Source organism: Microbacterium schleiferi, from assembly GCF_038150145.1.
Taxonomy (GTDB): Bacteria; Actinomycetota; Actinomycetes; order Actinomycetales; family Microbacteriaceae; genus Microbacterium; species Microbacterium schleiferi_B.
In genome coordinates this window covers 194621-215945 of the sequence record NZ_JBBWSA010000005.1, presented here as the reverse complement: position 1 = coordinate 215945, position 21325 = coordinate 194621, and the positions used below count along the sequence as shown (strand labels likewise).

The 21325-nt window shown below is 65.9% G+C and carries 24 protein-coding genes, 1 tRNA gene and 1 pseudogene; 10 read left to right on the top strand and 16 right to left on the bottom strand.

The features are described from left to right. Window positions 1–8: 8 nt before the first annotated feature. The 3 genes from AADH62_RS07540 (at window position 9) to AADH62_RS07530 (ending at window position 2556) form a co-directional block, all read left to right on the top strand. Window positions 9–1307 carry a M15 family metallopeptidase gene (locus AADH62_RS07540; protein WP_341578901.1) on the top strand — a complete coding sequence of 433 codons (1299 nt, stop codon included), beginning with the start codon at window positions 9–11 and terminating at the stop codon, window positions 1305–1307. Between the two features lie 63 nt (window positions 1308–1370). Continuing rightward, entirely contained in the window at window positions 1371–2057 is a 687-nt protein-coding gene (locus AADH62_RS07535) for a hypothetical protein (protein ID WP_341578900.1), read from the top strand. A 175-nt stretch (window positions 2058–2232) separates the two neighbouring features. Continuing rightward, window positions 2233–2556 (top strand): helix-turn-helix domain-containing protein, encoded by a 324-nt coding sequence (locus AADH62_RS07530; RefSeq protein ID WP_341578899.1) that lies wholly within the window; start codon window positions 2233–2235, stop codon window positions 2554–2556. Here the strand turns inward: AADH62_RS07530 and AADH62_RS07525 are convergent. From AADH62_RS07525 to AADH62_RS07510, 4 genes and pseudogenes are all read right to left on the bottom strand, one after another. Beyond that, window positions 2527–3003, bottom strand: a pseudogene (locus AADH62_RS07525) (IS3 family transposase); the annotation flags it as partial. The gene AADH62_RS07530 and the pseudogene AADH62_RS07525 overlap by 30 nt on opposite strands. Before the next feature lie 106 nt (window positions 3004–3109). Then, window positions 3110–4537: a group II intron reverse transcriptase/maturase gene (ltrA, locus tag AADH62_RS07520; protein WP_228179573.1), complete on the bottom strand. Its 1428-nt coding sequence runs from the start codon at window positions 4535–4537 to the stop codon at window positions 3110–3112. A 542-nt stretch (window positions 4538–5079) separates the two neighbouring features. Continuing rightward, a complete protein-coding gene (locus AADH62_RS07515) occupies window positions 5080–5553 on the bottom strand; it encodes an IS3 family transposase (RefSeq protein ID WP_341578898.1) in 474 nt (157 codons plus the stop codon). Beyond that, on the bottom strand, window positions 5550–5855 hold the full coding sequence (locus AADH62_RS07510; RefSeq protein ID WP_006902631.1) for an IS3 family transposase: 306 nt from the start codon (window positions 5853–5855) through the stop codon (window positions 5550–5552). The genes AADH62_RS07515 and AADH62_RS07510 overlap by 4 nt, the downstream gene beginning before the upstream one ends. Before the next feature lie 462 nt (window positions 5856–6317). Here AADH62_RS07510 and AADH62_RS07505 point away from each other — a divergent pair, with 462 nt between their 5' ends. From AADH62_RS07505 to AADH62_RS07480, 6 genes are read left to right on the top strand one after another with little or no spacing between them, the layout of a single operon-like run. Next, on the top strand, window positions 6318–6725 hold the full coding sequence (locus AADH62_RS07505) for a MarR family winged helix-turn-helix transcriptional regulator (protein WP_341578897.1): 408 nt from the start codon (window positions 6318–6320) through the stop codon (window positions 6723–6725). A gap of 36 nt (window positions 6726–6761) precedes the next feature. Then, window positions 6762–7169 carry a tautomerase family protein gene (locus tag AADH62_RS07500; protein ID WP_341578896.1) on the top strand — a complete coding sequence of 136 codons (408 nt, stop codon included), beginning with the start codon at window positions 6762–6764 and terminating at the stop codon, window positions 7167–7169. After that, entirely contained in the window at window positions 7166–8026 is an 861-nt protein-coding gene (locus tag AADH62_RS07495) for a fumarylacetoacetate hydrolase family protein (protein ID WP_341578895.1), read from the top strand. Before AADH62_RS07500 ends, AADH62_RS07495 begins: the two co-directional genes overlap by 4 nt. Next, a complete protein-coding gene (locus AADH62_RS07490) occupies window positions 8026–8415 on the top strand; it encodes a RidA family protein (RefSeq protein WP_341578894.1) in 390 nt (129 codons plus the stop codon). The genes AADH62_RS07495 and AADH62_RS07490 overlap by 1 nt, the downstream gene beginning before the upstream one ends. Continuing rightward, window positions 8405–9370 (top strand): threonine/serine dehydratase, encoded by a 966-nt coding sequence (locus AADH62_RS07485; protein ID WP_341578893.1) that lies wholly within the window; start codon window positions 8405–8407, stop codon window positions 9368–9370. The genes AADH62_RS07490 and AADH62_RS07485 overlap by 11 nt, the downstream gene beginning before the upstream one ends. Continuing rightward, on the top strand, window positions 9367–10668 hold the full coding sequence (locus AADH62_RS07480; protein WP_341578892.1) for an MFS transporter: 1302 nt from the start codon (window positions 9367–9369) through the stop codon (window positions 10666–10668). The genes AADH62_RS07485 and AADH62_RS07480 overlap by 4 nt, the downstream gene beginning before the upstream one ends. Window positions 10669–10766: 98 nt before the next feature. Here the strand turns inward: AADH62_RS07480 and AADH62_RS07475 are convergent, their stop codons facing one another. From AADH62_RS07475 to rplU, 11 genes are all read right to left on the bottom strand, one after another. Beyond that, a complete protein-coding gene (locus tag AADH62_RS07475; RefSeq protein WP_341578891.1) occupies window positions 10767–11255 on the bottom strand; it encodes a hypothetical protein in 489 nt (162 codons plus the stop codon). A 258-nt stretch (window positions 11256–11513) separates the two neighbouring features. Further along, window positions 11514–11589: transfer RNA gene (locus AADH62_RS07470), tRNA-Ala, on the bottom strand. Window positions 11590–11665: 76 nt separating this feature from the next. Further along, the gene (rsfS, locus tag AADH62_RS07465) at window positions 11666–12016 is read right to left on the bottom strand and encodes a ribosome silencing factor (protein WP_425355654.1); all 351 of its coding nucleotides are present in this window, start codon (window positions 12014–12016) and stop codon (window positions 11666–11668) included. 73 nt (window positions 12017–12089) lie between these two features. Then, window positions 12090–13136, bottom strand: a complete 1047-nt coding sequence (locus AADH62_RS07460; RefSeq protein ID WP_341578889.1) for a hypothetical protein — start codon at window positions 13134–13136, stop codon at window positions 12090–12092. Continuing rightward, window positions 13133–13732 (bottom strand): nicotinate-nucleotide adenylyltransferase, encoded by a 600-nt coding sequence (gene nadD, locus AADH62_RS07455; protein WP_341578888.1) that lies wholly within the window; start codon window positions 13730–13732, stop codon window positions 13133–13135. The genes AADH62_RS07460 and nadD overlap by 4 nt, the downstream gene beginning before the upstream one ends. 7 nt (window positions 13733–13739) lie before the next feature. After that, the gene (locus AADH62_RS07450; RefSeq protein ID WP_341578887.1) at window positions 13740–13964 is read right to left on the bottom strand and encodes a hypothetical protein; all 225 of its coding nucleotides are present in this window, start codon (window positions 13962–13964) and stop codon (window positions 13740–13742) included. Window positions 13965–14015: 51 nt separating this feature from the next. Continuing rightward, on the bottom strand, window positions 14016–15296 hold the full coding sequence (locus AADH62_RS07445; protein ID WP_341578886.1) for a glutamate-5-semialdehyde dehydrogenase: 1281 nt from the start codon (window positions 15294–15296) through the stop codon (window positions 14016–14018). A 10-nt stretch (window positions 15297–15306) separates the two neighbouring features. Continuing rightward, entirely contained in the window at window positions 15307–16134 is an 828-nt protein-coding gene (proB, locus tag AADH62_RS07440; protein ID WP_341578885.1) for a glutamate 5-kinase, read from the bottom strand. Continuing rightward, on the bottom strand, window positions 16131–17639 hold the full coding sequence (gene obgE, locus AADH62_RS07435; RefSeq protein WP_341578884.1) for a GTPase ObgE: 1509 nt from the start codon (window positions 17637–17639) through the stop codon (window positions 16131–16133). The genes proB and obgE overlap by 4 nt, the downstream gene beginning before the upstream one ends. A gap of 97 nt (window positions 17640–17736) precedes the next feature. Further along, window positions 17737–17994 carry a 50S ribosomal protein L27 gene (rpmA, locus tag AADH62_RS07430; protein WP_292709323.1) on the bottom strand — a complete coding sequence of 86 codons (258 nt, stop codon included), beginning with the start codon at window positions 17992–17994 and terminating at the stop codon, window positions 17737–17739. A 21-nt stretch (window positions 17995–18015) separates the two neighbouring features. Next, window positions 18016–18324: a 50S ribosomal protein L21 gene (gene rplU / locus AADH62_RS07425; protein WP_195691534.1), complete on the bottom strand. Its 309-nt coding sequence runs from the start codon at window positions 18322–18324 to the stop codon at window positions 18016–18018. 217 nt (window positions 18325–18541) lie between these two features. Between rplU and AADH62_RS07420 the strand changes: the two genes are divergently transcribed. Continuing rightward, entirely contained in the window at window positions 18542–18817 is a 276-nt protein-coding gene (locus AADH62_RS07420; protein WP_341578883.1) for a DUF4031 domain-containing protein, read from the top strand. A gap of 9 nt (window positions 18818–18826) precedes the next feature. Here the strand turns inward: AADH62_RS07420 and AADH62_RS07415 are convergent, their stop codons facing one another. Next, window positions 18827–21211, bottom strand: a complete 2385-nt coding sequence (locus tag AADH62_RS07415) for an Rne/Rng family ribonuclease (protein ID WP_341578882.1) — start codon at window positions 21209–21211, stop codon at window positions 18827–18829. Window positions 21212–21325 lie beyond the last annotated feature (114 nt).

Below are 21325 nucleotides of genomic sequence, written 5' to 3'. Positions count from 1 at the left end.
TTGTCTTCATGGGGGCAAGCCGCAAAGACCGAGCGATCGCGCGCCGGACGTTCCTCGGCTTCGCGGCAGTGTTCACGACGGCCGGCGTCGTCGGAACGATCACGACCGACAACGCCAAGGCCCGCGCCGCGTTCGATGACGCCCTCGCTCAGTGGGTGGCCTCCGGAGACGCGGTTGACCAATCGGCCGCTGGATTCAGCGCCGCCCAGACGGATGCCATCGCTGCGGCGGCTGAGGCATCGACGGTCATCGAGGTCACGAACGCCGAGATGCTGCAGGAGTCAGCGACGCTCGACGCGCTGCGAGCGTCGTTGGATGCACTGGTCGCAGCGGGGCTGCTGACCATCGCCTCGCCGGGTGAGGTGACGGCTACGACAACCGCACCCGATCCGCGCTCGACACCAGACGTACCCGAGGGCCGAGAGGCTCAGCTCGCGCAGGCGGGATCGCTCGCCGAGGATGCGGCCCACCTGTTCGAGACTGCCGAGACATCCGAGCAGTCGACCTCGGAGCTTGAGGCCGCCACCACTGCGGCGTTGGCCGACATCGACGCCGTCGTCGCGTCGGCTGCAGCTCACGGAGCGGCGGTCGAGGTGCCGAGTCTCGCCTCGCAGGAGACCAAGGATGCGTACGCTGCGGCGGTCGCAGCGCTCGGCGACCCCGCTGCTGGTAGCGCGTCGCAGCGGATCGGCGCGTACCAGCAGTCCTGGACCGCGGTCCAGGACTCGCAAGCCCAGGCCGAGGCCGCGCAGGCGCGGGGCAACAGCGGGGGCGGTGACGGGGGCGACGACATTCAGCCGACTTACATCAACGGCATCCTCATCGCCAACAAGACCTATCGCCTGCCGAGCTGGTACGGGAACGGACTGACCGGCGACACACTCGCCGCGTTCGAGCGGATGCGTGCCGAAGCGGCCTCACTCGGGCACAACCTCTGGATCGCGAGCGGGTTCCGCTCCTATGCGACGCAGGTCAAGGTCTACAACAGCTACGCCTCCCGCGACGGTTCGGCCGCTGCCGACCGCTACTCGGCGCGGCCCGGGCATAGTGAGCACCAGTCGGGCCTCGCGTTCGATCTGAACACCATCACAGAAGCGTTCGGATACACGCCCGAGGGTCAATGGGTTGCCGCTAACGCGCACCGCTTCGGTTTCATCGTGCGCTATCCGCAGGGTAAAGAGGGCGTGACCGGATACATCTGGGAGCCCTGGCACCTGCGGTACCTCGGCGTCGACATCGCCACTGCGGTGTACAACAGCGGGCTCTCACTAGAGGAATATCTGGGCATCACCTCGGTCTACAGCTGAGCACGATTCCCACCGCGCCCGGGGTGACATCGGCGACCTCGGCGAGGCAGTACGATCTCGCTCATGCCCGAATCTCCCGACGCAGTATCGTCGCGCCGACGCTCATTCTTAGAGGACCTGCAGCTGCTCATCGTCATCCTCCTTGGCGTGGTTTCTGTTGCCACCGCGTACGTCTCCTTCCAGGCCGCTCTCTACGGCGGTCAGCAGGCAGCCGCGTACTCTCGCGGTGGGGCGGCCCAGACCGAGGCGGAGTCCATCTACCTGGAGGCAAATCAGCAGTACATGCAGGATGCCGAGACCCTGACGCGCCTCTCGGAGTATCAGATCGAGATGGATGGCGCCGACCCGGACGTCGCGGCTGCGGCAGCCGAGAAGTACGACCAGTTGTACTTCACGAGCGTCTCGGAGGATCTCGACGCCGCCATCGCGTGGGCCCAGGCCGAGAACGAGGCCGACCCGAGCACATACACCGATCCGCAGGGTTCAGAGGACTACCAGGACGCGCTGTTCGGCGCTTGGTCGGACGCGGACGCCGAGGCTGAGGCCCTGCTCGCCCAGGGTGACGAGGCTAATCAGTACAGTGATCGACTGACGCTGAATACCGTGTTGATGGCAATCGCGCTCTTCCTTCTCGGTATCGCTGCCGTGATCCGGAACCGCCGCGCTCAGTGGATTCTCATCGGCGTGAGCAGCGGAATCTTCCTGCTTGCCCTCGGACTGACCGTGATCGTCCCCTTCACCTGGTTCTAGCGCGGACGCGTCGACCTCTCCGCAGGAACCAAGAAGGGCGCCCACATGGGGCGCCCTTCTTCGTTTGGTGGACCTACTGCATCACTACTCGAAACAATCGGGCGACATTCCCCCAGTTCAGGGTCTCGCCGACAGGGCCCGTGAAACCAAGCGTCGGGTCGGTAGCGCGGGTGCTGTGAAGCGAGCGAGGCAACTACGGCCGGAAGAGCTCGAGACGCTCATCGCGCAATACCGCGAGAACGGCAGCGTCACCGCGGCAGCGAAGGCTGTCGGCATCACACGGCAGACCGCGGGTAAGTACCTCTCAGAATTCGGCTTCGTCACCACCCGGCGGATGAGTGACGACGACATCGCTCGCGCTCGCGAAGCCCACGAAGCAGGCAAGTCCGTAAACAGCATCGCCCGCATGATCGGATTCAGCCCGCACACAGTGGTCGGGCGTGAGGAACGAACTGGTGACAGGTTCGGTTTAGGCCGCGAGTGTGAGCGGCTCGGCTAGCTTGGCTTCGAACTCGATGGGCGTCAAGCCGCCGAGGGTGTCCTGGGCGCGCTGGCGGTGATACTTCCGCTCGATCCAAACGACGATGGCGAGTCGCAGCTCCTGCCGGGTCGCCCACCGCTGCTGGTTGAGGACGTTCGTTTGCAGCAGTGACCAGAACGACTCCATGGCCGCGTTGTCCCCCGCAGCGCCGACTCTTCCCATCGATCCGACCATGTCGTGGCGGCGCAACTCGCGGGCCATCGCGCGGCTGCGGAACTGGCTGCCCCTGTCGGCGTGCAGGATGCAGCCGGCGACCTCACCGCGGCGCGCGACAGCATTTCGGACGGCGTCTACGGCGAGTTTCGCGGTCATCCGATCTGAGATCGAGTACCCGACGATTCGGTTGGAGAACACGTCCTTGATCGCGCAGCAGTAGAGCTTGCCTTCGCTCGTCCAGTGCTCCGTGTAGGGTCGGCCAGCAGCGCCCTGTCTGGCTTGCGCCGGGTGGGTTTCTGCTGGCCGCCCTCCGAACCGGACGTGCCCATTCCTGAGCATCCGGCTCTCCATGCGATCACGCCGTGACGCTCGCCCAGGGGTTCGGGATGCGGGTTCCTCGGTAGCGGTAGCGGGTCACGGGGACCTGCCAGGCACGGAAGAACTCGATCCCCTCGGCGCGGATCTGCCACCGGGGCAGGTGCCGTCTGACGAGGGTGCGCATATTCAGCTTCGGGTGCCGCTTCTTCAGCCAGCCCACGATCCGCCAGAAGGCGAAGTGATCGATGACGGTGAAGACGCGTTTGACCACGCCGTGCTGGAAGTAGGCGCACCAGCCCCGCAGCGCCGGGTTGAGGCGGCGCAGCAGGTCGGCGAGCGTTCGATGGGATGCCCGGCGGGTCAGCGTCCGCACCTTGTCCCGGATGGAAGCCAGCGACTTCCGTGACGGGTAGGTGTAGATCGCGGTCTTCCCGCCATGACCTCTGATCCGGCGGCGCTGGATGCGCCACCCGAGGAAGTCGAACCCGGTGTCTATGTGCGTGACCGTCGTCTTCTCGACCGACAGGCGCAAACCCATCGGCGCGAGCACGGTGGCTGTTTCGTCCCAGAGCGCTTCGGCATCCTCGCGGGTGCCGCGGACGAGGACGACGAAGTCGTCCGCGTAGCGGACCAGCTTCATCGTCGCGCCCCCGGCGCGTTGATGCTTCGTGCGCGACCATTGCGGGCCGAGCATGTCCCACTTGCGTTGGAAGTGCTCGTCCACCACGGACAGGGCGATGTTCGCCAGCAGTGGCGACAAGATCCCGCCTTGCGGGGTGCCGGTGAACGTGTCCCTGTTCACGCCGTCCTCACTGAGGACGCCCGCTCTCAGGAACCCGCGGACCAGACGCAACACACGCTTGTCGACGACCCGCGCCCTGACGCGCTGCATGAGCGCGTCGTGGTCGATCTCGTCGAAACACGCGGTGATATCCGCTTCGAACACCTGCACGTAGCCACGTGAGGCGTAGTAGTGGATCTCCGCGATCGCGTCCTGCGCCCGCCTGCGCGGCCGGAACCCGTACGAGGACGGCTGGAAGTCGGCCTCGAAGATCGGTTCCAGCACCAGCTTCAAAGAGGCCTGAACGATCCGGTCCGTCATCGTCGGAATCCCGAGCTTGCGGACCTTGCCGTTCGCTTTCGGGATCGACTTCTGACGCACCCGCTCTGGGACGAACTCGCCGTGCTTCACGCTCTCGCGCAGCTCGGCGAGCATCCCGTGCACCTTCTCCGGCGGGACGGATCGCGGGGCGATTCCGTCGACTCCGGCGGTGCGGCCTCCCTTGTTGCCCGCCACCCGGCTCCACGCCGCAACGAGGAACCCGGGGTCATAGACCAGGTTGAACACATCATCGAAGCGACGACCGGGGTCGGTCGTCGCCCATTGGTGCAGTTTCGTCTGCATTCTCAGTACCCGCGCCCACGCCTCCTGAGTATCGGCTGGCCACGGAACATCCGCATTCACGGTTGTGTCTCCCTTACTGCTTGTCGATCCTGCGATCACACTGGACCCCTTCGCCATGCGGCCGGCTTTCCCGGCCTCGGACTACTACGGGCCCTCCGTCCCATCCCGGCCCGATCAGCAGGCCGTGCGCTCAGCCCTCGGTGTCGTCGCTGGCGGCGACGCACCTCCGGCGAGGCCGGGATAGTTCCCACGTTCACTCTCGAACCCTTCGACGGGATCGGCACCCAGTTATGCCCCAGCATCCTCGCCACGGCTACGCCGCAGGCTTTCACCGTGGCCTCCCGACCGGCGACATCACCCAGCCCAGGAGTTCCCCTCACCGCCGAAGCCGTGAAGGTGCGCGATGCAACCCGACCCGCATCCGCCAGGTTGGAGTCGGTGGTCTCGTATTGAGAGGCTTTCAGCCACTGGTTCCTATCCGTATGCCTCTCCGTCTCGCTAGCCGAGCCCGCACCATCTGGCAGTTCTGGCACGACTCGTCGTTGTCGAGGACTGCTCCACCCAACCCGCTCACGCCAACGGGCCAGATCGTCCTCCAGCTATCACACGCCTGCTGCGACAGGCGCCGAGCGGTGTCCTTTCACCACCGCAAGGTTCAAGAGCGCCTCGTGGCGCTCGATGTCCGCGAGCCAGAGCCGGTTCGGTGCATCGGCGCGGAACACGCGCTGGACGTGGTCGTCGAACACGGGCGGCCCGGCCTTCTTCCCCTTCCCGCGTCGCCGGCGTTGCGCGGACGAGAGAATCCCCGCCTGCGAGCACAGCTTCCACGCCGTCCGCCGGCTCATCCGCCACCCCGCTCGGCGGGCCTCGTCGGCGAGGTATCGGTAGCCGAACGTCGGGTCCTCGTGGTGCGCATCATGCAGCGCGTTGATCCGATATGCGCGGAGCACGTCCGCGTCCCGGACGGGGTCGTTGCGCCACCGGTAGTAGGGCTGGCGGGCGAGCTTGAGAACCCGGCACGACACCGTCACGGGGATCCCCGCGTCGGCGAGCTCAGATACGAGCGGGTACGTCATTTTGGGGAGCCACCAAGCCGCAGGTTCGCCTGCGACAGATACGCCGCCGCACGGCGGAGGACCTCGTTCTCCTGCTCGAGCAACCGGATCCGCTTCTTCAACTCCCGCGCCTCGGCGGCGTCCGCGGCGGTCTGGCCGGGACGGTTACCGTCTTCGACGTCGGCTTGACGGAGCCAGTTCTGCAACGTCGCTTCGCTGATACCGAAGTCGGCGGCGATCTGTTTGATGGTGACGCCGCTCTCGCGGCTGCGAGCAACCGCAACAACGTCCTCGCGGAACTCTCTGGGATAGGGGCCGGGCATGATGACATCCTCCCCGTCAGCGCCTCCCGGCACTAACGATCAGTTGTCACCAATCCGTTCCTCACGCCCGTCAGAGCACTGCGGTAGTTCGCTCGACGCGCATGGTTTCTCCCGGCGCGCGGCGTCGAGTACGGTCCAAGGCGTCAGGGAACTCCTGGTCAAGTGTCCGATGAGCGACGAACCGGCGCCGCGCCAGCCCGTACCGCTGGGCCCGACACCAACGCCCAGGGACTCGGACGAGGCATGCGGTCACGCGTGGGCGGTCAAGGCATGTTGCAGTTGACGCACCCGCTCCGCGCCTCTTCTCGGGCGGACTACGCGCGCGTTGCCAACGGACAGAATCGCCCGCTGACGTCGCAGTACCCGTCTTTGGATTGCGCGCAGCCGTCCCTCGCACGGGCAGCGCCCGTATAGGGATCGTTGGCTGGTGAGGTCGACTAATACGTGTATATACTCGTTTCTGTGAAAACGGACTGCTATTGCACGAGTCTTCGTGTGGCGGCGCGGCGGGCGTCTGCGATCTATGATCGTGCGCTCGAGCCGGTCGGCGTCAATGTCGCTCAGTGGGGGCTGTTGCGCCGGTTGCCTCCTCCAGATGCGGAGCCGATCACGATTCAGGCCTTGGCGGAGCGGGCCGAGCTCGAGCGCTCGACGGTCGCTCGGAACGTTCGCGTCCTCGTGAAGCTCGGGTTGGTCGAGATGACGACCTCGCGTGACGATCGCCGGGCATCCGCTCTTCGATTGACGGAGAATGCCGTCGCTGTCACGGCGGAGGCGTTGCCGCTGTGGCGAAGTGCCCAGGCGGAGATTGAAGAGATTCTCACTGCCGACTCGGCCGCTGAGCTGCGTCGACTGGCGCTGGCGCTCTGAGCTGGATCCCGGCGCTCAACTCGAAGGATCAATGATATGCCACTTGTCAAAGTCAATCTGCTCGAGGGCCGTAGCGCTGCCGAGAAGGAGGCGATTGGTGCCGCCGTCCAGGCGGCGCTGGTGGAGAATCTGGGTGTCCCGGATGAGGATCTCTATCAGATCTTCAACGAGCTGTCCTCGGACAACTTCCGTCACACCGACGGGTACCTGGGTCTCACGTACACGCGACAGTTGCTGATCATCGAGATCACATTCCTCGTCGGTCGAGGCGACGACGTGAAGAAGGCGCTCCTCGCTGACATCAACCGCAACCTGGTCACGGCCGGAGTCGTCAGCCCCGACGACGTCTTCGTCACCATCACCGAGATCGGACTCGCGAACATCTCGTTCGGTCGTGGTCTGGCGCAGCGCGCTCGCGCCACTCCCGAGGGAACCGACTCGTGAGGCTTGCGGTCGTCGGGGGGCGCGCCAAGATCATCCGCGGGGCGACGGCATTCGACGTCGCCGAAAACAGTGGTGGGCGGTTCGGGCCGGCCGCTCCCGCCGTCTACGAGCAGTGGGCTTCGTTTCGTGGGTGGATGGACTCGGCGTTACTGAGCGGAGGGACGACCTTCGATCCCGCGCAGGCGGACGCGCCATCCCCGGCACCGCGGCAGATCTTCGCAATCGGTCTCAACTATCGCGCACACCAGGTCGAGTCGGGCTTCGCCGAGCCGTCGGAGCCGATGGTGTTCACGAAGTTCGTCTCCTCGGTCGCCGGCCCCGTCGGCGACGTGACGCTGTTCACCGATCAGGTCGATTGGGAAGTGGAGGCAGCTGTCGTCATCGGGGCGACCGCCTATCGCGTCGCCGAAGTGGATGCCTGGTCCCACGTCGCGGGTGTGACGGCGGCGCAGGATTTCTCGGCTCGTGACGTGCAGATGAGGCCCGCGGGCACGCCGCAGTTCAGCCTCGGCAAGTCCTACCCGGCTTTCACGCCCCTGGGGCCCACGCTCCTGACACCCGACGAGTTCGGCGATCCCGACGATATTCCGGTGAAGTGCGTCATCAACGACGTCATCGTTCAGGAGAGCACGACTGCCGACCTGATCTTCTCGGTCCCGGAGCTCATCGCCTACCTTTCGGCGGTGCTCCCGTTGCTTCCGGGTGACGTCATCCTCACCGGAACACCCTCCGGCGTCGGACTCGGAAGAACACCGCCGAGCTACCTCGTCCCCGGCGACGTCATCGAGACGACGGTCGGTGACCAGACCATGCGTCACATCGCGATCGCACAACCACAACCCTTGAAGGAGGCATGATGAGCATCACCCGCACCCTCGACGGACCCGACCTGCCGGCGGGCTTCCCCTTCAGCCTGGCGACCACAGCCAACGGCACGTGCTTCATCAGCGGTATGCCCGCTCTCGGCGACGACGGAAAGTATCAACCGGGTACGTTCGCCGAGGAGGTCGCCCTCGCGTGGAGCAACATCACACGCATCGCGACGGCGTCGGGGTTCACGCAGACCGAGATCGCCTACGTGCAGTGCGTCCTCGCTGACATCGACGACTACTCTGCGCTCAACGACTGGTGGCGACGCCAGTTCCCCGACGCGGCGGCGGCTCCGGCAAGATTCACGTTCCAGGCCGGCGCACTGCCGTTCGGCTGCAAGATCGAGATCCAGGCCGTCGCCGTCCATGCCCGCTGACGTCGCAACCTCGATGCACCTCACGCCGGACGATATCCACGCTGCCAGCGAGCGTCTCGCCGACAGGATCCGACGAACCCCGGTCATCTGGATCGACGAAGACTCCCTCGGCTCGACGCATCCGGCGTTCTGGCTCAAGCTCGAGTCCCTTCAGGTGACAGGCGCGTTCAAAGCGCGGGGCGCGCTGAACAGCATGCTCGCATCTCCGATCCCCGCGGCAGGCGTGTGCGCGGCGAGCGGAGGAAATCACGGGCAGGCCGTCGCCTGGGCGGCACGACTCCTCGGCGTGCCAGCTGCCGTATTCGTGCCCACGACGTGCCCGCCGGTGAAACTGCAGCGACTCGCCGAATACGGCGCAAACGTCACCGTCACCGGCGATGTCTACGACGAGAGCCTCGTCATCGCTCAGGCATACGCCCATCAGACCGGGGCGCGGTTGATCCACCCATTCGACCAGCCGATGACCGTCGCCGGTGCGGGCACCGTCACGACGGAGTTCCTCGAGCAGGTGCCCTCCCTGCGCACCGTGCTGATGTCGGTCGGCGGCGGCGGGCTGTTCGCAGGTGCGCTCACCGCTCTGGCCGGACTGCACACCACCGCCGTCGGGGTCGAGCCCGTCACCGCACGATGCCTCGGGGCCGCGCTCGACGCCGGTTCACCGATCGATGTCGCGGTCTCAGGTGCCGCCGTCGACAGCCTCGGCCCGGCGCGTGTCGGGCGGATCGCGTTCGACACCGTCACCGCTCATCACGCGCCACGGGTGGAGGTCCCCGACGAATCGATCAGATCAGCACAGCGGACCGCCTGGAACGAACTGCGAATCGGACTGGAGGGCGGCGGCGCCACCGCCCTCGCGGCCATCCTCAGCGGTGCCTACGCACCCGCCTCCGACGAGATCGTCGGCGTCATCGCCAGCGGCGGCAACGTGGACCCCACCCCCTTGGCCGAGCGATGACACGGTCGACCCTCGACGCTGACACCGCACAGCCAGCGCGAGCGCGGATCCATCCTGCCTGGTGGGTCGCCGCGGTCGCCTTCGTCGCTCTGCTCGCCGCGGCGGGCTTCCGCGCCGCCCCGGGGGCGCTCATGGTGCCGCTCCACGAGGAGTTCGGCTGGTCCACGAGCGTCATGTCGCTCGCCGTCAGCATCAACCTGCTTCTGTTCGGCCTGACCGCTCCGTTCGCCGCGGCACTCATGGACCGCTTCGGGATTCGACAGGTCGTTGCTGCCGCCCTCACCCTGGTCGCCCTCGGCGCCGGCGGAAGCGTACTGATGACGGCATCCTGGCAGCTGCTCATCTTCTGGGGACTGCTGATCGGGCTCGGCACCGGATCGATGGCGCTCGTGTTCGCCGCGACCATCGCCAATAGATGGTTCGTCCATCGCCGCGGTCTCGTCATGGGCATCCTCACAGCCGGATCCGCCACAGGGCAGCTGATCTTCCTTCCCCCCGTGGCGCTGCTCGCAGAGACGACCGGCTGGCGGCCAGCCTCCCTCGTCGTCGCCGCGGCCGCGCTTCTCGCCGTACCACTCGTCTGGTTCGTGCTTCGTGATCATCCAGAAGACCGCGGTGCCCTTCCTTACGGCGCCGACCCGGAACAGTACGTGCCGCCCGCGCGAGTCACCGGAGGAGCAGCGCAGCGCGCGATCGAAGGTCTGCTGTTCGCCGCGAAGACCCGCGCGTTCTGGGCACTCGCGATCGCATTCGCCATCTGCGGAGCGACCACCAACGGGCTGATCGGCATCCACTTCATCCCCTCCGCGCACGACCACGGCATGGCGACCACGACTGCGGCGGGCCTGCTGGCCGTCGTCGGAGTCTTCGACATCGTCGGAACCATCGCGTCCGGCTGGCTCACCGACAAGTTCGACCCCCGCAAGCTGCTCATCATCTACTACTCCTTTCGGGGCGTCGGCCTCCTCCTACTGCCGTGGTTGCTCGCCGAGACGATCCATCCGAGCATCGTGCTGTTCGTCGTGATCTACGGGTTGGACTGGGTGGCCACCGTCCCGCCCACCGCGGCGCTCTGTCGGGAGATCTTCGGCGACAGAGGAACGATCGTCTTCGGGTGGGTCTTCGCCGCACACCAAATCGGGGCTGCCATCGCAGCACTCGTTGCGGGCGTCATCCGCGACTCCTTCGGCGAGTACACGTACGCCTGGTGGGGAGGCGCTGCCCTCTGCGCCATCGCCGCCGTGCTGTCCATCGCGATCAAGCGGACACGTGGGGTCGTGACGGCTTCGAAGGCCTGAGCGACCGCCAGGCCCGTAGAACTGGCCTTTGCCCGAACGGGTTCCGTCAGCGTTCGGTGCCCGTATAGGGATCCAATCCGCGCATTGGCAGTACTGCGTCACGCCTTCCGAGCCGCACGCACCACCAACAGGACGAGGTACGTGACGAGTAGCACGATCCCGATCGGGAGCGCCCCCGCCGTAAGGACGGAGTAAGTCACGAACTGCGACAGCGCACCGAGGCGCGCGGCTGCCAACGCCGCAACCCCGAAGGGCAATAGAAGCCCAGCAAGCAACGTCCATGCGACGCTGACCGCGAGCGGCAGCGCCCGCAGCCACTTCGATCGCCCGACCTTGCGTGCGAGCACCCAGCCGGTCGGCAACGCGATCGCCAGCGCGACCACAAGGCATGCCGCGCCGATCATCACGCCGGCACCTTCTTCGCCGACGTTATCGGCGGCCGGGATCGAGAGCAGGAATCCGACGACGGCGAACATGTGCGCCAACGCGGCGGCCGCAGTTGCTGCACCAGCACCGGTCCAGGTGATCGCCCGGTCGAGCGAGCTGCGAGTCCGCGTCTCCATAGGTTGTTCGACAGCCGTAGCCATGGAGACACCATAGCGACGGGCCTCGACGCATCGCTGGCGTCGCGGCTCAGATCCGCGCGAGAGCGGGTAACGATCCTGCCCTGTACATGAACAGCGGTCGCGCCGGATGTCACCTGACGGGAGGTACTCCGGTACCCGGCACATGTACCTCTCGCAGTGTACCCACGGTCGCGGAAGCGCGACCGAACCCGGTACCGAAGACGCGAAAGCAAACGCCCGATCAGACAGACTTACGTATGTCCCAATCGGGCGTCCGTTTGGTGGACCTGAGGGGACTCGAACCCCTGACCCCCTGCATGCCATGCAGGTGCGCTACCAGCTGCGCCACAGGCCCGGATGCTGCCCCGAGAGGCAACTAGAACAGATTACTACATCGGCGGGCGGCAGCCGAACCGACGCAGCATCCGTCCTCAGTCGGTTACCGCCCGCGCCGGCCGATCGATGGGCACGACCGGGCAGTCCTTCCAGAGCCGCTCCAGGCCGTAGAAAGCCCGCTCCTGCTCGTGGAACACATGAACGACCAGATCGCCGAAGTCCAGGAGAATCCACCGGGATTCCTGGCGCCCCTCGCGACGCAGACGCTTGTGTCCGGCCTCGAGCAGCTTCTCTTCGATCTCGTCGGCGATCGCCGCGACATTTCGCTCGCTGCGACCGGTAGCGAGCAAGAAGATGTCGACAAGAGGGAGCGGCTCCGAGACATCCAGCGCGACAAGATCCTCGGCACCTGTCGCCTCAGCCGCCGCTGCCGCGACCGCGAGCATCTGCTTCGATTCGTCGGTAGCCGTCACGCGCGCACTCCTGCACTCGCGTGACCCAACCGACCTGAGCAGCGCGTCATGAGAAGACTCCGGTTGCGAAGGCGAGGATCAGGACGCCTACGAGTGCCAGTGCAAGTACCCCGGCGGTGATCGCCAGGGTCAGCATGAGTCGCGATCCCTTCTCGGGCACAGGGGGTTTGATGATCTCGGCTGTCGTTTTGACGGTGCTGATCGCCGCGCTGGCAGCAATCGGCGTCGGCGACGAGTGCTGCGGGAGCTCCCCGTCGGCAAACGTCGCGTCGATGTCGAGCGCCTCGGACGTGCCAGGCATCTGACCGGTCGTCGCGAAAAGGTCGGGAAGGGCCAAGCTGCCGGTGACCAGCACCTCTCCTGTCGCGTTGACAGGCGCGGTTATACCCTGCGGCGGTGAATCTGTCACGATCAACGCGCTGCCAGTACCGGTCGATCCCGCGCTCGGACGGGAGATGAGCTGGTCAAAACTTGGGCGCGGGTCGGGTTCGGTGGCCATGCCCGCAAGCAGTGCAGAGCCAAGCTGCGGACTCACCGTGCCGCGCTCTACGGGTTCGTCAGAGGCGAGCCCCGCGGCGGCTTGCGAGATCGGATGCTCCGCCGGCGACGCCGGCGGAACCGAAACGAAGGGCGCCCTGTGGTCACCGTCAGTACCGCTCACAGTCAGGGCATCCGTGTTCCCGGTGCGCTCCCGCACACGTCGGCGGGTCAGCGGCGCCCCGTCGGCTGCGACCGTCGGTCCGGTCGGGCTCGAAGTCGGAAGCTCGTCAGCCGATGAAGACCCCTCAGCTGCCGCGGACGTGAACTCGCTCGAGGAGTCAGCTGGCGCTGCAGGCTCGGAAGCGTCTGCTGTTCCGCCGCTGGCGGATGCCTGGTCGCTCGCAGAATCAGCCGAGACCGGCGCCTGCTCGGCATCCTGGTGATCGTCAGTGTCGGCCGACGTCTGAACCGGCGCTGGAGCGGGCGACGCGTTCTCTGACGGGGGCATGATCGGTGTGCCCTCGGGCGTCAGGATCGGGGTTGCGCCCGTGCTGCGGAGCTCCCGAAGCTGCCGACGCGTCAACGGCTGGTTCGGTTGCTGCTCATTCGTCATTCGTTGCTCCGATACAGATGGTGCTTCGCAATGTATTGGACGACTCCGTCAGGAACGAGGTACCACACGGGGTGTCCCCCACGAACCCGTTCCCGACAGTCCGTCGACGAGATCGCCAGCGCAGGGATCTCCAATTGGCTGACGTCCTCGACGGGAAGCCCGTCGGTGTTGAGAACGTGCCCGGGTCGAGAGACGGCGACAAAATGCGCCAACTCCCACAGTTCATCATGATTTCTCCAGCTGAGGATCTGCGCTATGGCGTCCGCGCCGGTAATGAAGTACAAATCCGCATCGGGATTGAGTCGCTGAACGTCGCGCAGGGTGTCGATCGTGTAGGTCGGGCCGTCTCGATCGATATCGACACGGCTGACCGAGAAGCCGGGATTGGATGCCGTTGCAATCACCGTCATCAAATACCGGTGCTCAGACTCCGTGACCTCGTTCTTCTTCTGCCACGGCTGTCCTGTGGGAACGAAGACGACCTCGTCCAGCCCGAAGGAGTCGGCAACTTCGCTTGCCGCGACCAGGTGCCCGTGATGGATGGGATCGAACGTCCCGCCCATCACCCCGATTCGGCGTGCTCGTGCTGCCGACATCGGATGCCTAGTGGCCGTGCCCCGATCGCTGCAGCTCAGCCGCGTGGGTCTCCGCGTACGCCTCTGCCTTGTGTGCGTGGCGGTTGGCGACGTTGCGGTATGACGCAGTCACGAGCGCCAGAAGTCCGAAGACAGCAAGGGCGATGATCCCGAAGATGACGGTCTCCAATGCCACGTTTCCGTGGTGCTCCGACTCTTCTGCGGCGAAGGCGAGAAGCGAGACGAGGGTCATTGAAACTCCGTTCGTGGCTGCGGCGACAAGTGCGCCTACCCAGCTTAGCTCTCAGCCGCGTACCTGACCGGCACCGCGCACCAGCCACTTCGTGCTGGTGAGCTCGGGCAGGCCCATAGGCCCCCGCGCGTGAAGCTTCTGCGTCGAGATCCCGACCTCGGCGCCGAAGCCGAACTCGCCTCCGTCTGTGAAGCGCGTCGAGGAGTTGACCATCACCACCGCAGAGTCCACCTCCGCGAGGAAGCGCTCAGCCGCAGCAGGATCCTCGGTGATGATCGATTCGGTGTGCTGCGACGAGTACGTCCGGATGTGCTCGAGCGCGGCATCCAGATCATCGACGACGCGGATGGCGACATCGAGGCTCAGGTACTCGGTTGCCCAGTCGTCGGGCGTGGCAGGAACGACGCCTTCGGCGCGAGCCGACACGTCGGCGTCACCATGTACGGTCACGCCAGCGGCCTGGAGGGCACCGACAAGATCCGGCACGAGGCGGTCAGCGGCGCCACGATGAACCAGCACCGTCTCGACCGCGTTACAGACACTCGGCCGTTGCACCTTGGCGTTGACGACGATATCCCGTGCCCAGTCAGCTCGCGCGCTCTCGTCGAGAACGATGTGAACGAGCCCGGCTCCGGTCTCGATGACGGGCACGGTTGATTCGGTGACAACCGTCTCGATGAGTTGGGCGCTCCCCCGTGGCACAAGCACATCGATCAGGCCACGAGCCTGCATCATCGCCCGTGCGCCATCACGACCGAAGTCGTCCACGGTCTGGATCGCGTCGGCATCAACACCGACGCTTTCGAGGGCAGCCCGCATGCTCGCGATGAGCGCCCGGTTGCTGTTCTCGGCGGCCGAGCCACCGCGCAACACCACGGCGTTGCCCGAGCGCAGCGCAAGCGCCGCGATGTCGACAGTCACGTTGGGGCGCGCTTCGTAGATGGACCCGACCACACCGAACGGCACCGCTACCTTGGTCAGCGACAGGCCGTTGTCGAGCCGACGCTCCTCAAGCACCCTACCAACCGGATCCGGAAGCTCAGCGACCTCGCGCACCGCTGCCGCCAGTGCCGCGACGCGGGCAGGATCGAGCCGCAGCCGATCCTGGAGCGCCTCCGAAAGCCCGGTCTCCCGTCCGCGGTCCACATCTGCCGTGTTTGCCTCGACGATCACGCCGGTATCGGCTTCGAGTCGGTCAGCCACGGCGTTCAGCATCTCGGCCTTCTGCGCCGCAGTGAGAAGACCCACCGTGCGCGCCGCTCGCTTGGCGTGCTGCATCCGTTCCCGAGCGCCGGTGACGGCATCCGTCGGTGACATCAGCGTGGTTGACATGAGAGCCAGCCTACCGATCGACGGTGATGGGCCCGGTGAGAGCAGAGGCAACCGGGTGTGGGTTCGGAGCAAACCACGTGCCGATGTTCTCGCCGCGCAGCGCCTCGTCAACGCGATCGGCGCTGGTGACGAGAACGCCAACCCCGGCACCGGCAGCCAGCCGCGCCGCGGAGACCTTCGTGGCAGCGCCCCCGGTCCCGACGCTGTTGACGACCACCGATCCGAACTGGAAGCCGTGCAGATCATCGCCGGGTTCCACACGGTGAATGGGGGTTGCGCCAGGCTCGTCCGGCGGCCGCGTGTAGAGAGCTTCGATGTCACTGAGAAGCACCAGCGCATCTGCTCCCACGAGTTGGGCCACCAGCGCAGCAAGTCGGTCATTGTCACCGAAGCGGATCTCGTGAGTCGCGACAGTGTCGTTCTCGTTGACGATCGGAAGGATCCGAAGTCCCAACAGTCGCTCCATGGCTCGCCGGGCGTTCGAGCGGTGGGTCGCGTTCTCGAGATCGCCGGCAGTGAGCAAGACCTGCCCGGCGAGGATGCCGAATCTGTCGAGGCTCGTCTGGTACCGCCACATGAGCACGTTCTGACCCACCGCAGCCGACGCCTGCTGGGTAGCCAAGTCATCCGGGCGGCCGTCGAGCTTCAGAAGCGGAAGAGCTGTCGCGATAGCTCCCGAAGAGACGAGAACGACTTCGGTGCCACGCTCGTGAGCTGCGGCGATCGCCGCGACGATTGCGTCGATGCGCCAGGCATGTTCACCGCTGATCGACGATGATCCGACCTTGACGACAACTCGTCTGCAGCCGAAGAGACCTTCGCGCTCGGTCACACTCACTGCTCGTCGTCCTCCGCCCCGCTCCGTGCTGCCAGCCGTTCGGCCTCGAGTTCCTCTCGCGCCTCGGCCTTGGCATCCATCCGCTCGTGGTAGCGCTCGCGCCGTTGCGCGGTCGTACGCCGCGAGTTCTGGTCGAGGCGAGGATCCGTGCCGCGCGGTGCCGTCATCAGCTCTGCCACCGAACTCAGCGAGGGCTGCCAGTCGAAGATCACTCCGTCGTCCCCGCCGATGACGACGGTCGCGCCCGGTGTTGCTCCGAGGCGGTACAGCTCGTCTTCGACGCCGAGCTTCTCGAGCCGGTCGGCAAGATATCCGACCGCTTCGTCGTTCTGGAAGTCGGTCTGCTGGACCCATCGAAGGGGTTTGGCACCCAGAATGCGATAGATCGGGCCGTACGTACCACCCTCGACGCGAACCGAGAAATCCTGCTCAGCACCACGCGGGCGGATGACGACACGTTCGGGCTTTGGTGTGTTGGCCTCCGCGGCCCGGTGCTCGGCGACGATGGATGCCAGCGCGAAGCTCAGTTCACGCAGGCCGGACCGGCTCACCGTCGAGATCTCGAAGACCCGGTATCCACGTGCCTCGAGTTCTGGGCGCACCAAATCGGCGAGATCCTGAGCCTCGGGCACATCGACCTTGTTCAGAGCGATGACCTGGGGTCGCTCGAGCAACGGCAGCTGCCCCTCGGGAACGGGATAGGCGGCGAGTTCCGCAAGGATCACATCGAGATCTGTGAGCGGATCGCGGCCCGGATCGAGCGTCGCGCAGTCCAAGACATGAACGAGCGCCGTGCAGCGCTCGACGTGCCTGAGGAACTCCAGACCCAACCCGCGACCACTACCTGCCCCCTCGATCAGTCCAGGCACATCGGCGACAGTGAAGCGCACGTCACCGGCTTCGACGACACCGAGGTTTGGGTGGAGCGTTGTGAAGGGATAATCCGCGATCTTCGGGCGTGCGGCTGAGATAGCGGCGATCAGACTGGACTTTCCCGCGGAGGGAAAACCGACCAGTGCAACATCAGCCACGGTCTTCAGCTCGAGGACGACGTCGCCTTCCCAGCCGGGAGTGCCGAGAAGTGCGAAACCGGGCGCCTTGCGCTTCGGTGAGGCGAGCGAGGCATTGCCGAGACCGCCGAGACCACCCGGCGCAACCACGTAACGCATTCCCGGCTCAACGAGATCGACAAGTACCTCGCCCGACGGGTCTTTCACGACGGTGCCCAGAGGAACCGGAAGTTCGATGGATTCGCCAGCAGCGCCCGACCGGTTATCGCCCATCCCGAATCCGCCATTGCCACCAGACCGGTGCGGCGAATGATGGTACGACAGCAGGGTCGTCACTTGCGGGTCGGCGACGAGCACGATGTCGCCGCCGTGACCACCGTTACCTCCGTCAGGGCCAGCGAGCGGCTTGAACTTCTCTCGGCGTACCGACACGCATCCGTTTCCGCCCTTGCCCGCACGAAGGTGCAGGGTGACGCGGTCGACGAAAGTGACCATGCGCTTTCTCCTGTCTTCGGGTGGTTATCAGGGCCGGATGACGGGAAGGGGCGAGCCGAAGCCCGCCCCTTCCGAAAACTGATGTGTCAGCTGCAGATCACTCCGCGGCGGCCACCACGTTGACGACCTTGCGGCCGCCCTTGGTGCCGAACTCCACAGCGCCGGCAGAGAGCGCGAAGAGCGTGTCGTCTCCGCCGCGACCAACGTTCGCGCCGGGGTGGAAGTGCGTGCCCCGCTGACGAACGAGGATCTCGCCCGCGCTCACGACCTGGCCGCCGAAACGCTTCACGCCCAGTCGCTGGGCGTTGGAGTCACGACCGTTACGGGTAGAGCTTGCGCCCTTTTTGTGTGCCATTACTGCGCCTCTTCCTGGGTCTTACTTGATGCCGGTGACCTTGACGCGCGTGAGGTCCTGGCGGTGCCCCTGGCGCTTCTTGTAGCCGGTCTTGTTCTTGAACTTCTGGATGACGATCTTCGGGCCGCGCTCTTCGCCGAGAACCTCGGCTGTCACGCTCACCTTCGAAAGCTTCGCAGCGTCGGTCGTGACGGTGTCGCCGTCCACGAGCAGCACTGCCGGAAGCTCGACCTTGTCGCCGACCTTGGCGGCGAGACGGTCGAGAACGACGATCGTGCCGACCGAAACCTTCTCCTGGCGGCCGCCGGCGCGCACTACTGCGTAAACCACTTCACACCTGTTTCTTCTGGGAGCACAGTGCTCCGGTCTGTCTGAGGGGCCATCCGTGGGGATGACCGCTGCGGTGCGGAACCGAGGCCCTGACGTGCCGCCGTCCGGAACGCGGCACACGACGCACCAAAGGAATACTTTACCTGATGCCCCACCATGCTCGCAAAGCGACGCGCACCACCGCTGAGCCGAGCCGACCACCGCCTATGATCGGCGCGTGACAATTCTGATCGACGACCCGCGCTGGCCGGCGCACGGCAGGCTGTGGTCGCACCTGATCAGCGATAGTGACCTCGCCGAGCTCCATGAGTTCGCCGAGCGGAATGACATCCCCCGCCGCGGCTTCGACCGTGACCACTACGACGTTCCCGCCGAGGCGCACGAGAAGCTCGTAGCGGCCGGCGCCACGCCGGTCGACGGCCACACCCTCGTGCGTGCCCTCATCGCGTCAGGGCTACGTGTGACGGCACGCGAGCGCCGCCACGGCGGCTAGCGACGACTCTCAGGACTCGTCGTCCGACCCCGTTGGCGTCGCAGACACGGGAGTGCCTGTCAGCGCGGCGGTCGTCACGCGACGCCGGCCCCGGCCCTGACCCGGTGCCTTGGGCTCGGGAAGGGCGTTGAGCACAGAATCGAGGAGCAGTTCCTTCTCGGACTTGGGCTTCTCGGTTTCTGTCTTCTTCTTGCGGCGCTTGGGCTTCTCGGGTGCCGACTCACTCGCTTCCTGCACCGCCGCCACGACGACTTCCTCAACGGTCGCCGCATCGACCGGGGCGTGAATCGTGGATGCCGCAATCTGCGCGAGGGCCGACTTCACGCCCTCGGTGATCACGTGCGTGCCGTTGCCCGCCTGCGAAGGCGTCGACGACGAAGCACCGTTCCCGGATGCCGCACCTCGACTCCGACGCGGCGAACCATTGCCGGGCGCGGCGGCGCGATGCTTGACGACGGGATCGTGGTGAACGATGACTCCTCGACCCGCGCAAACCTCGCAGGGCTCGCTGAAGGTCTCGAGCAGGCCGAGGCCAAGCTTCTTTCGGGTCATCTGCACGAGGCCGAGGGATGTGACCTCGGCGACCTGGTGCTTCGTCCGATCGCGGCTCAGGCACTCCACGAGACGACGCAGCACGAGGTCACGATTCGATTCGAGCACCATGTCGATGAAGTCGACAACGATGATTCCACCGATGTCGCGCAGTCTCAGCTGACGAACGATCTCCTCAGCGGCCTCGAGGTTGTTCTTGGTCACGGTCTCTTCGAGGTTGCCGCCGGAGCCGACGAACTTTCCGGTGTTCACGTCGATGACCGTCATGGCCTCGGTGCGGTCGATCACGAGCGAACCACCCGAAGGAAGCCACACCTTGCGGTCCAGCGCCTTCTCGATCTGCTCTGTGATCCGGAACTCGTCGAACGGATCAGCGTCACCGTCGTACTCCGAGACGCGCTCGAGCAGATCGGGCGCAACACCCTCGAGGTAGCGCGAGATGGTGTGCAGCGCATCCTCACCCTGGATGAGCATCCGAGAGAAGTCTTCGTTGAAGACGTCACGGACGATCTTCACCAGCAGGTCGGGCTCGGAGTGCAGGAGTGCCGGAGCACCTGTGGTCTCGACCTGACGGTTGATGTGTTCCCACTGCGCGGTCAGACGCTGAACATCGCGCGTCAGCTGGTCTTCGGTCGCGCCCTCAGCTGCGGTGCGCACGATGACGCCGGATGACTCAGGGAGGACTTCCTTGAGGATCTTCTTGAGTCGCGCACGCTCGGTGTCAGGAAGTTTGCGTGAGATGCCGTTCATCGCGCCGCCGGGCACATAGACGAGGTAGCGGCCGGGCAGGGAGATCTGGCTCGTAAGACGGGCTCCCTTGTGTCCGACCGGATCCTTCGTCACCTGAACAAGAACCTTGTCGCCGGACTTCAGCGCTAGTTCGATGCGGCGCGGCTGGTTGCCAGTCTCGACAGAGTCCCAGTCCACCTCGCCGGAGTAGAGCACGGCGTTGCGTCCCCGACCGATGTCGACGAAGGCGGCCTCCATGCTCGGAAGCACATTCTGCACACGGCCGAGGTAGACGTTGCCGATGAGTGAGGCATCCTGGCTGCGCGCGACATAGTGCTCCACGAGCACGTTGTCTTCGAGCACCCCGATCTGCACGCGTCCGTTCTTCGAACGCACCACCATGACGCGGTCGACGGCTTCACGGCGCGCGAGGAACTCTGCCTCGGTGACGACGGTGCGACGACGGCCCGCTTCGCGGCCGTCACGGCGACGCTGCTTTTTCGCTTCGAGCCGGGTCGACCCCTTGATCCGCTGGGGCTCGGTGATCACCTCGGCAGGACGCTGGCGCGAACCGGTTGGCCTGTTGTCCTCGCGGGGCTCTCCCCCACCACGACGACGGTTGCGGCGCCGCGATGATCCGGAGGGCTCCGAGTCGTCAGGCTCGTCCTCCGGCAGTGCGGGGAGAGGCGCGACCTCAGGCGCATAGAACATCAGCGCGGTCGAAACCGCAGACACGAAGTTCTCGGGCAGCAACCCCAGGCTCACAGCGGTGGGCGGACCCGTCGGCTCCTCGGCCGCCTCAGCCTCGTCGGTGCTCTCCGGTTCGACGGACTCGGGCTGCTGCGTAACGCCCTCCTCCACAGACTCGGATTCAGCAACGCCCTGCGCGTCGGCGGAGTCGATCTGCTCGGCGGCAGGTGGAGCATCATCGATGTCGGCAGCCGGGGCTGCGGGCTGCTCCACGGAGACCTCAGCGGGCGCCGTTTCCACCGGAGACTCTTCCGTGACCGTCTGCTCCTCTACCTCGGGGGCGATGGCGGCCTCGATCAGGTCGTCCCGCACGCCTTCCGTGTCGGCTTCGGTCGTGTTCTGTACATCGTTCTCATCGCCCATGTCGGCGTACTCCTTGTCGAGCGACCCGCGCGTCGCCCGACGACATCTCCGCGACCCGAAGGTCGCTCATCAACTCGGTGTGCAGCAGGCTCGAAGCTCACGCTGCGACGGGCA

Coding starts and splice junctions, on each gene's coding strand:
- AADH62_RS07540 (WP_341578901.1), top strand. CDS start 9: ATGGGGGCAAGCCGCAAAGACCGAGCGATCGCGCGCCGGACGTTCCTC.
- AADH62_RS07535 (WP_341578900.1), top strand. CDS start 1,371: ATGCCCGAATCTCCCGACGCAGTATCGTCGCGCCGACGCTCATTCTTA.
- AADH62_RS07515 (WP_341578898.1), bottom strand. CDS start 5,553: ATGACGTACCCGCTCGTATCTGAGCTCGCCGACGCGGGGATCCCCGTG.
- AADH62_RS07510 (WP_006902631.1), bottom strand. CDS start 5,855: ATGCCCGGCCCCTATCCCAGAGAGTTCCGCGAGGACGTTGTTGCGGTT.
- AADH62_RS07500 (WP_341578896.1), top strand. CDS start 6,762: ATGCCACTTGTCAAAGTCAATCTGCTCGAGGGCCGTAGCGCTGCCGAG.
- AADH62_RS07490 (WP_341578894.1), top strand. CDS start 8,026: ATGAGCATCACCCGCACCCTCGACGGACCCGACCTGCCGGCGGGCTTC.
- AADH62_RS07485 (WP_341578893.1), top strand. CDS start 8,405: ATGCCCGCTGACGTCGCAACCTCGATGCACCTCACGCCGGACGATATC.
- AADH62_RS07480 (WP_341578892.1), top strand. CDS start 9,367: ATGACACGGTCGACCCTCGACGCTGACACCGCACAGCCAGCGCGAGCG.
- AADH62_RS07475 (WP_341578891.1), bottom strand. CDS start 11,255: ATGGCTACGGCTGTCGAACAACCTATGGAGACGCGGACTCGCAGCTCG.
- rsfS (WP_425355654.1), bottom strand. CDS start 12,016: ATGCTCGCGGTCGCGGCAGCGGCGGCTGAGGCGACAGGTGCCGAGGAT.
- AADH62_RS07460 (WP_341578889.1), bottom strand. CDS start 13,136: ATGACGAATGAGCAGCAACCGAACCAGCCGTTGACGCGTCGGCAGCTT.
- nadD (WP_341578888.1), bottom strand. CDS start 13,732: ATGTCGGCAGCACGAGCACGCCGAATCGGGGTGATGGGCGGGACGTTC.
- AADH62_RS07450 (WP_341578887.1), bottom strand. CDS start 13,964: ATGACCCTCGTCTCGCTTCTCGCCTTCGCCGCAGAAGAGTCGGAGCAC.
- AADH62_RS07445 (WP_341578886.1), bottom strand. CDS start 15,296: ATGTCAACCACGCTGATGTCACCGACGGATGCCGTCACCGGCGCTCGG.
- obgE (WP_341578884.1), bottom strand. CDS start 17,639: ATGGTCACTTTCGTCGACCGCGTCACCCTGCACCTTCGTGCGGGCAAG.
- rpmA (WP_292709323.1), bottom strand. CDS start 17,994: ATGGCACACAAAAAGGGCGCAAGCTCTACCCGTAACGGTCGTGACTCC.
- AADH62_RS07415 (WP_341578882.1), bottom strand. CDS start 21,211: ATGGGCGATGAGAACGATGTACAGAACACGACCGAAGCCGACACGGAA.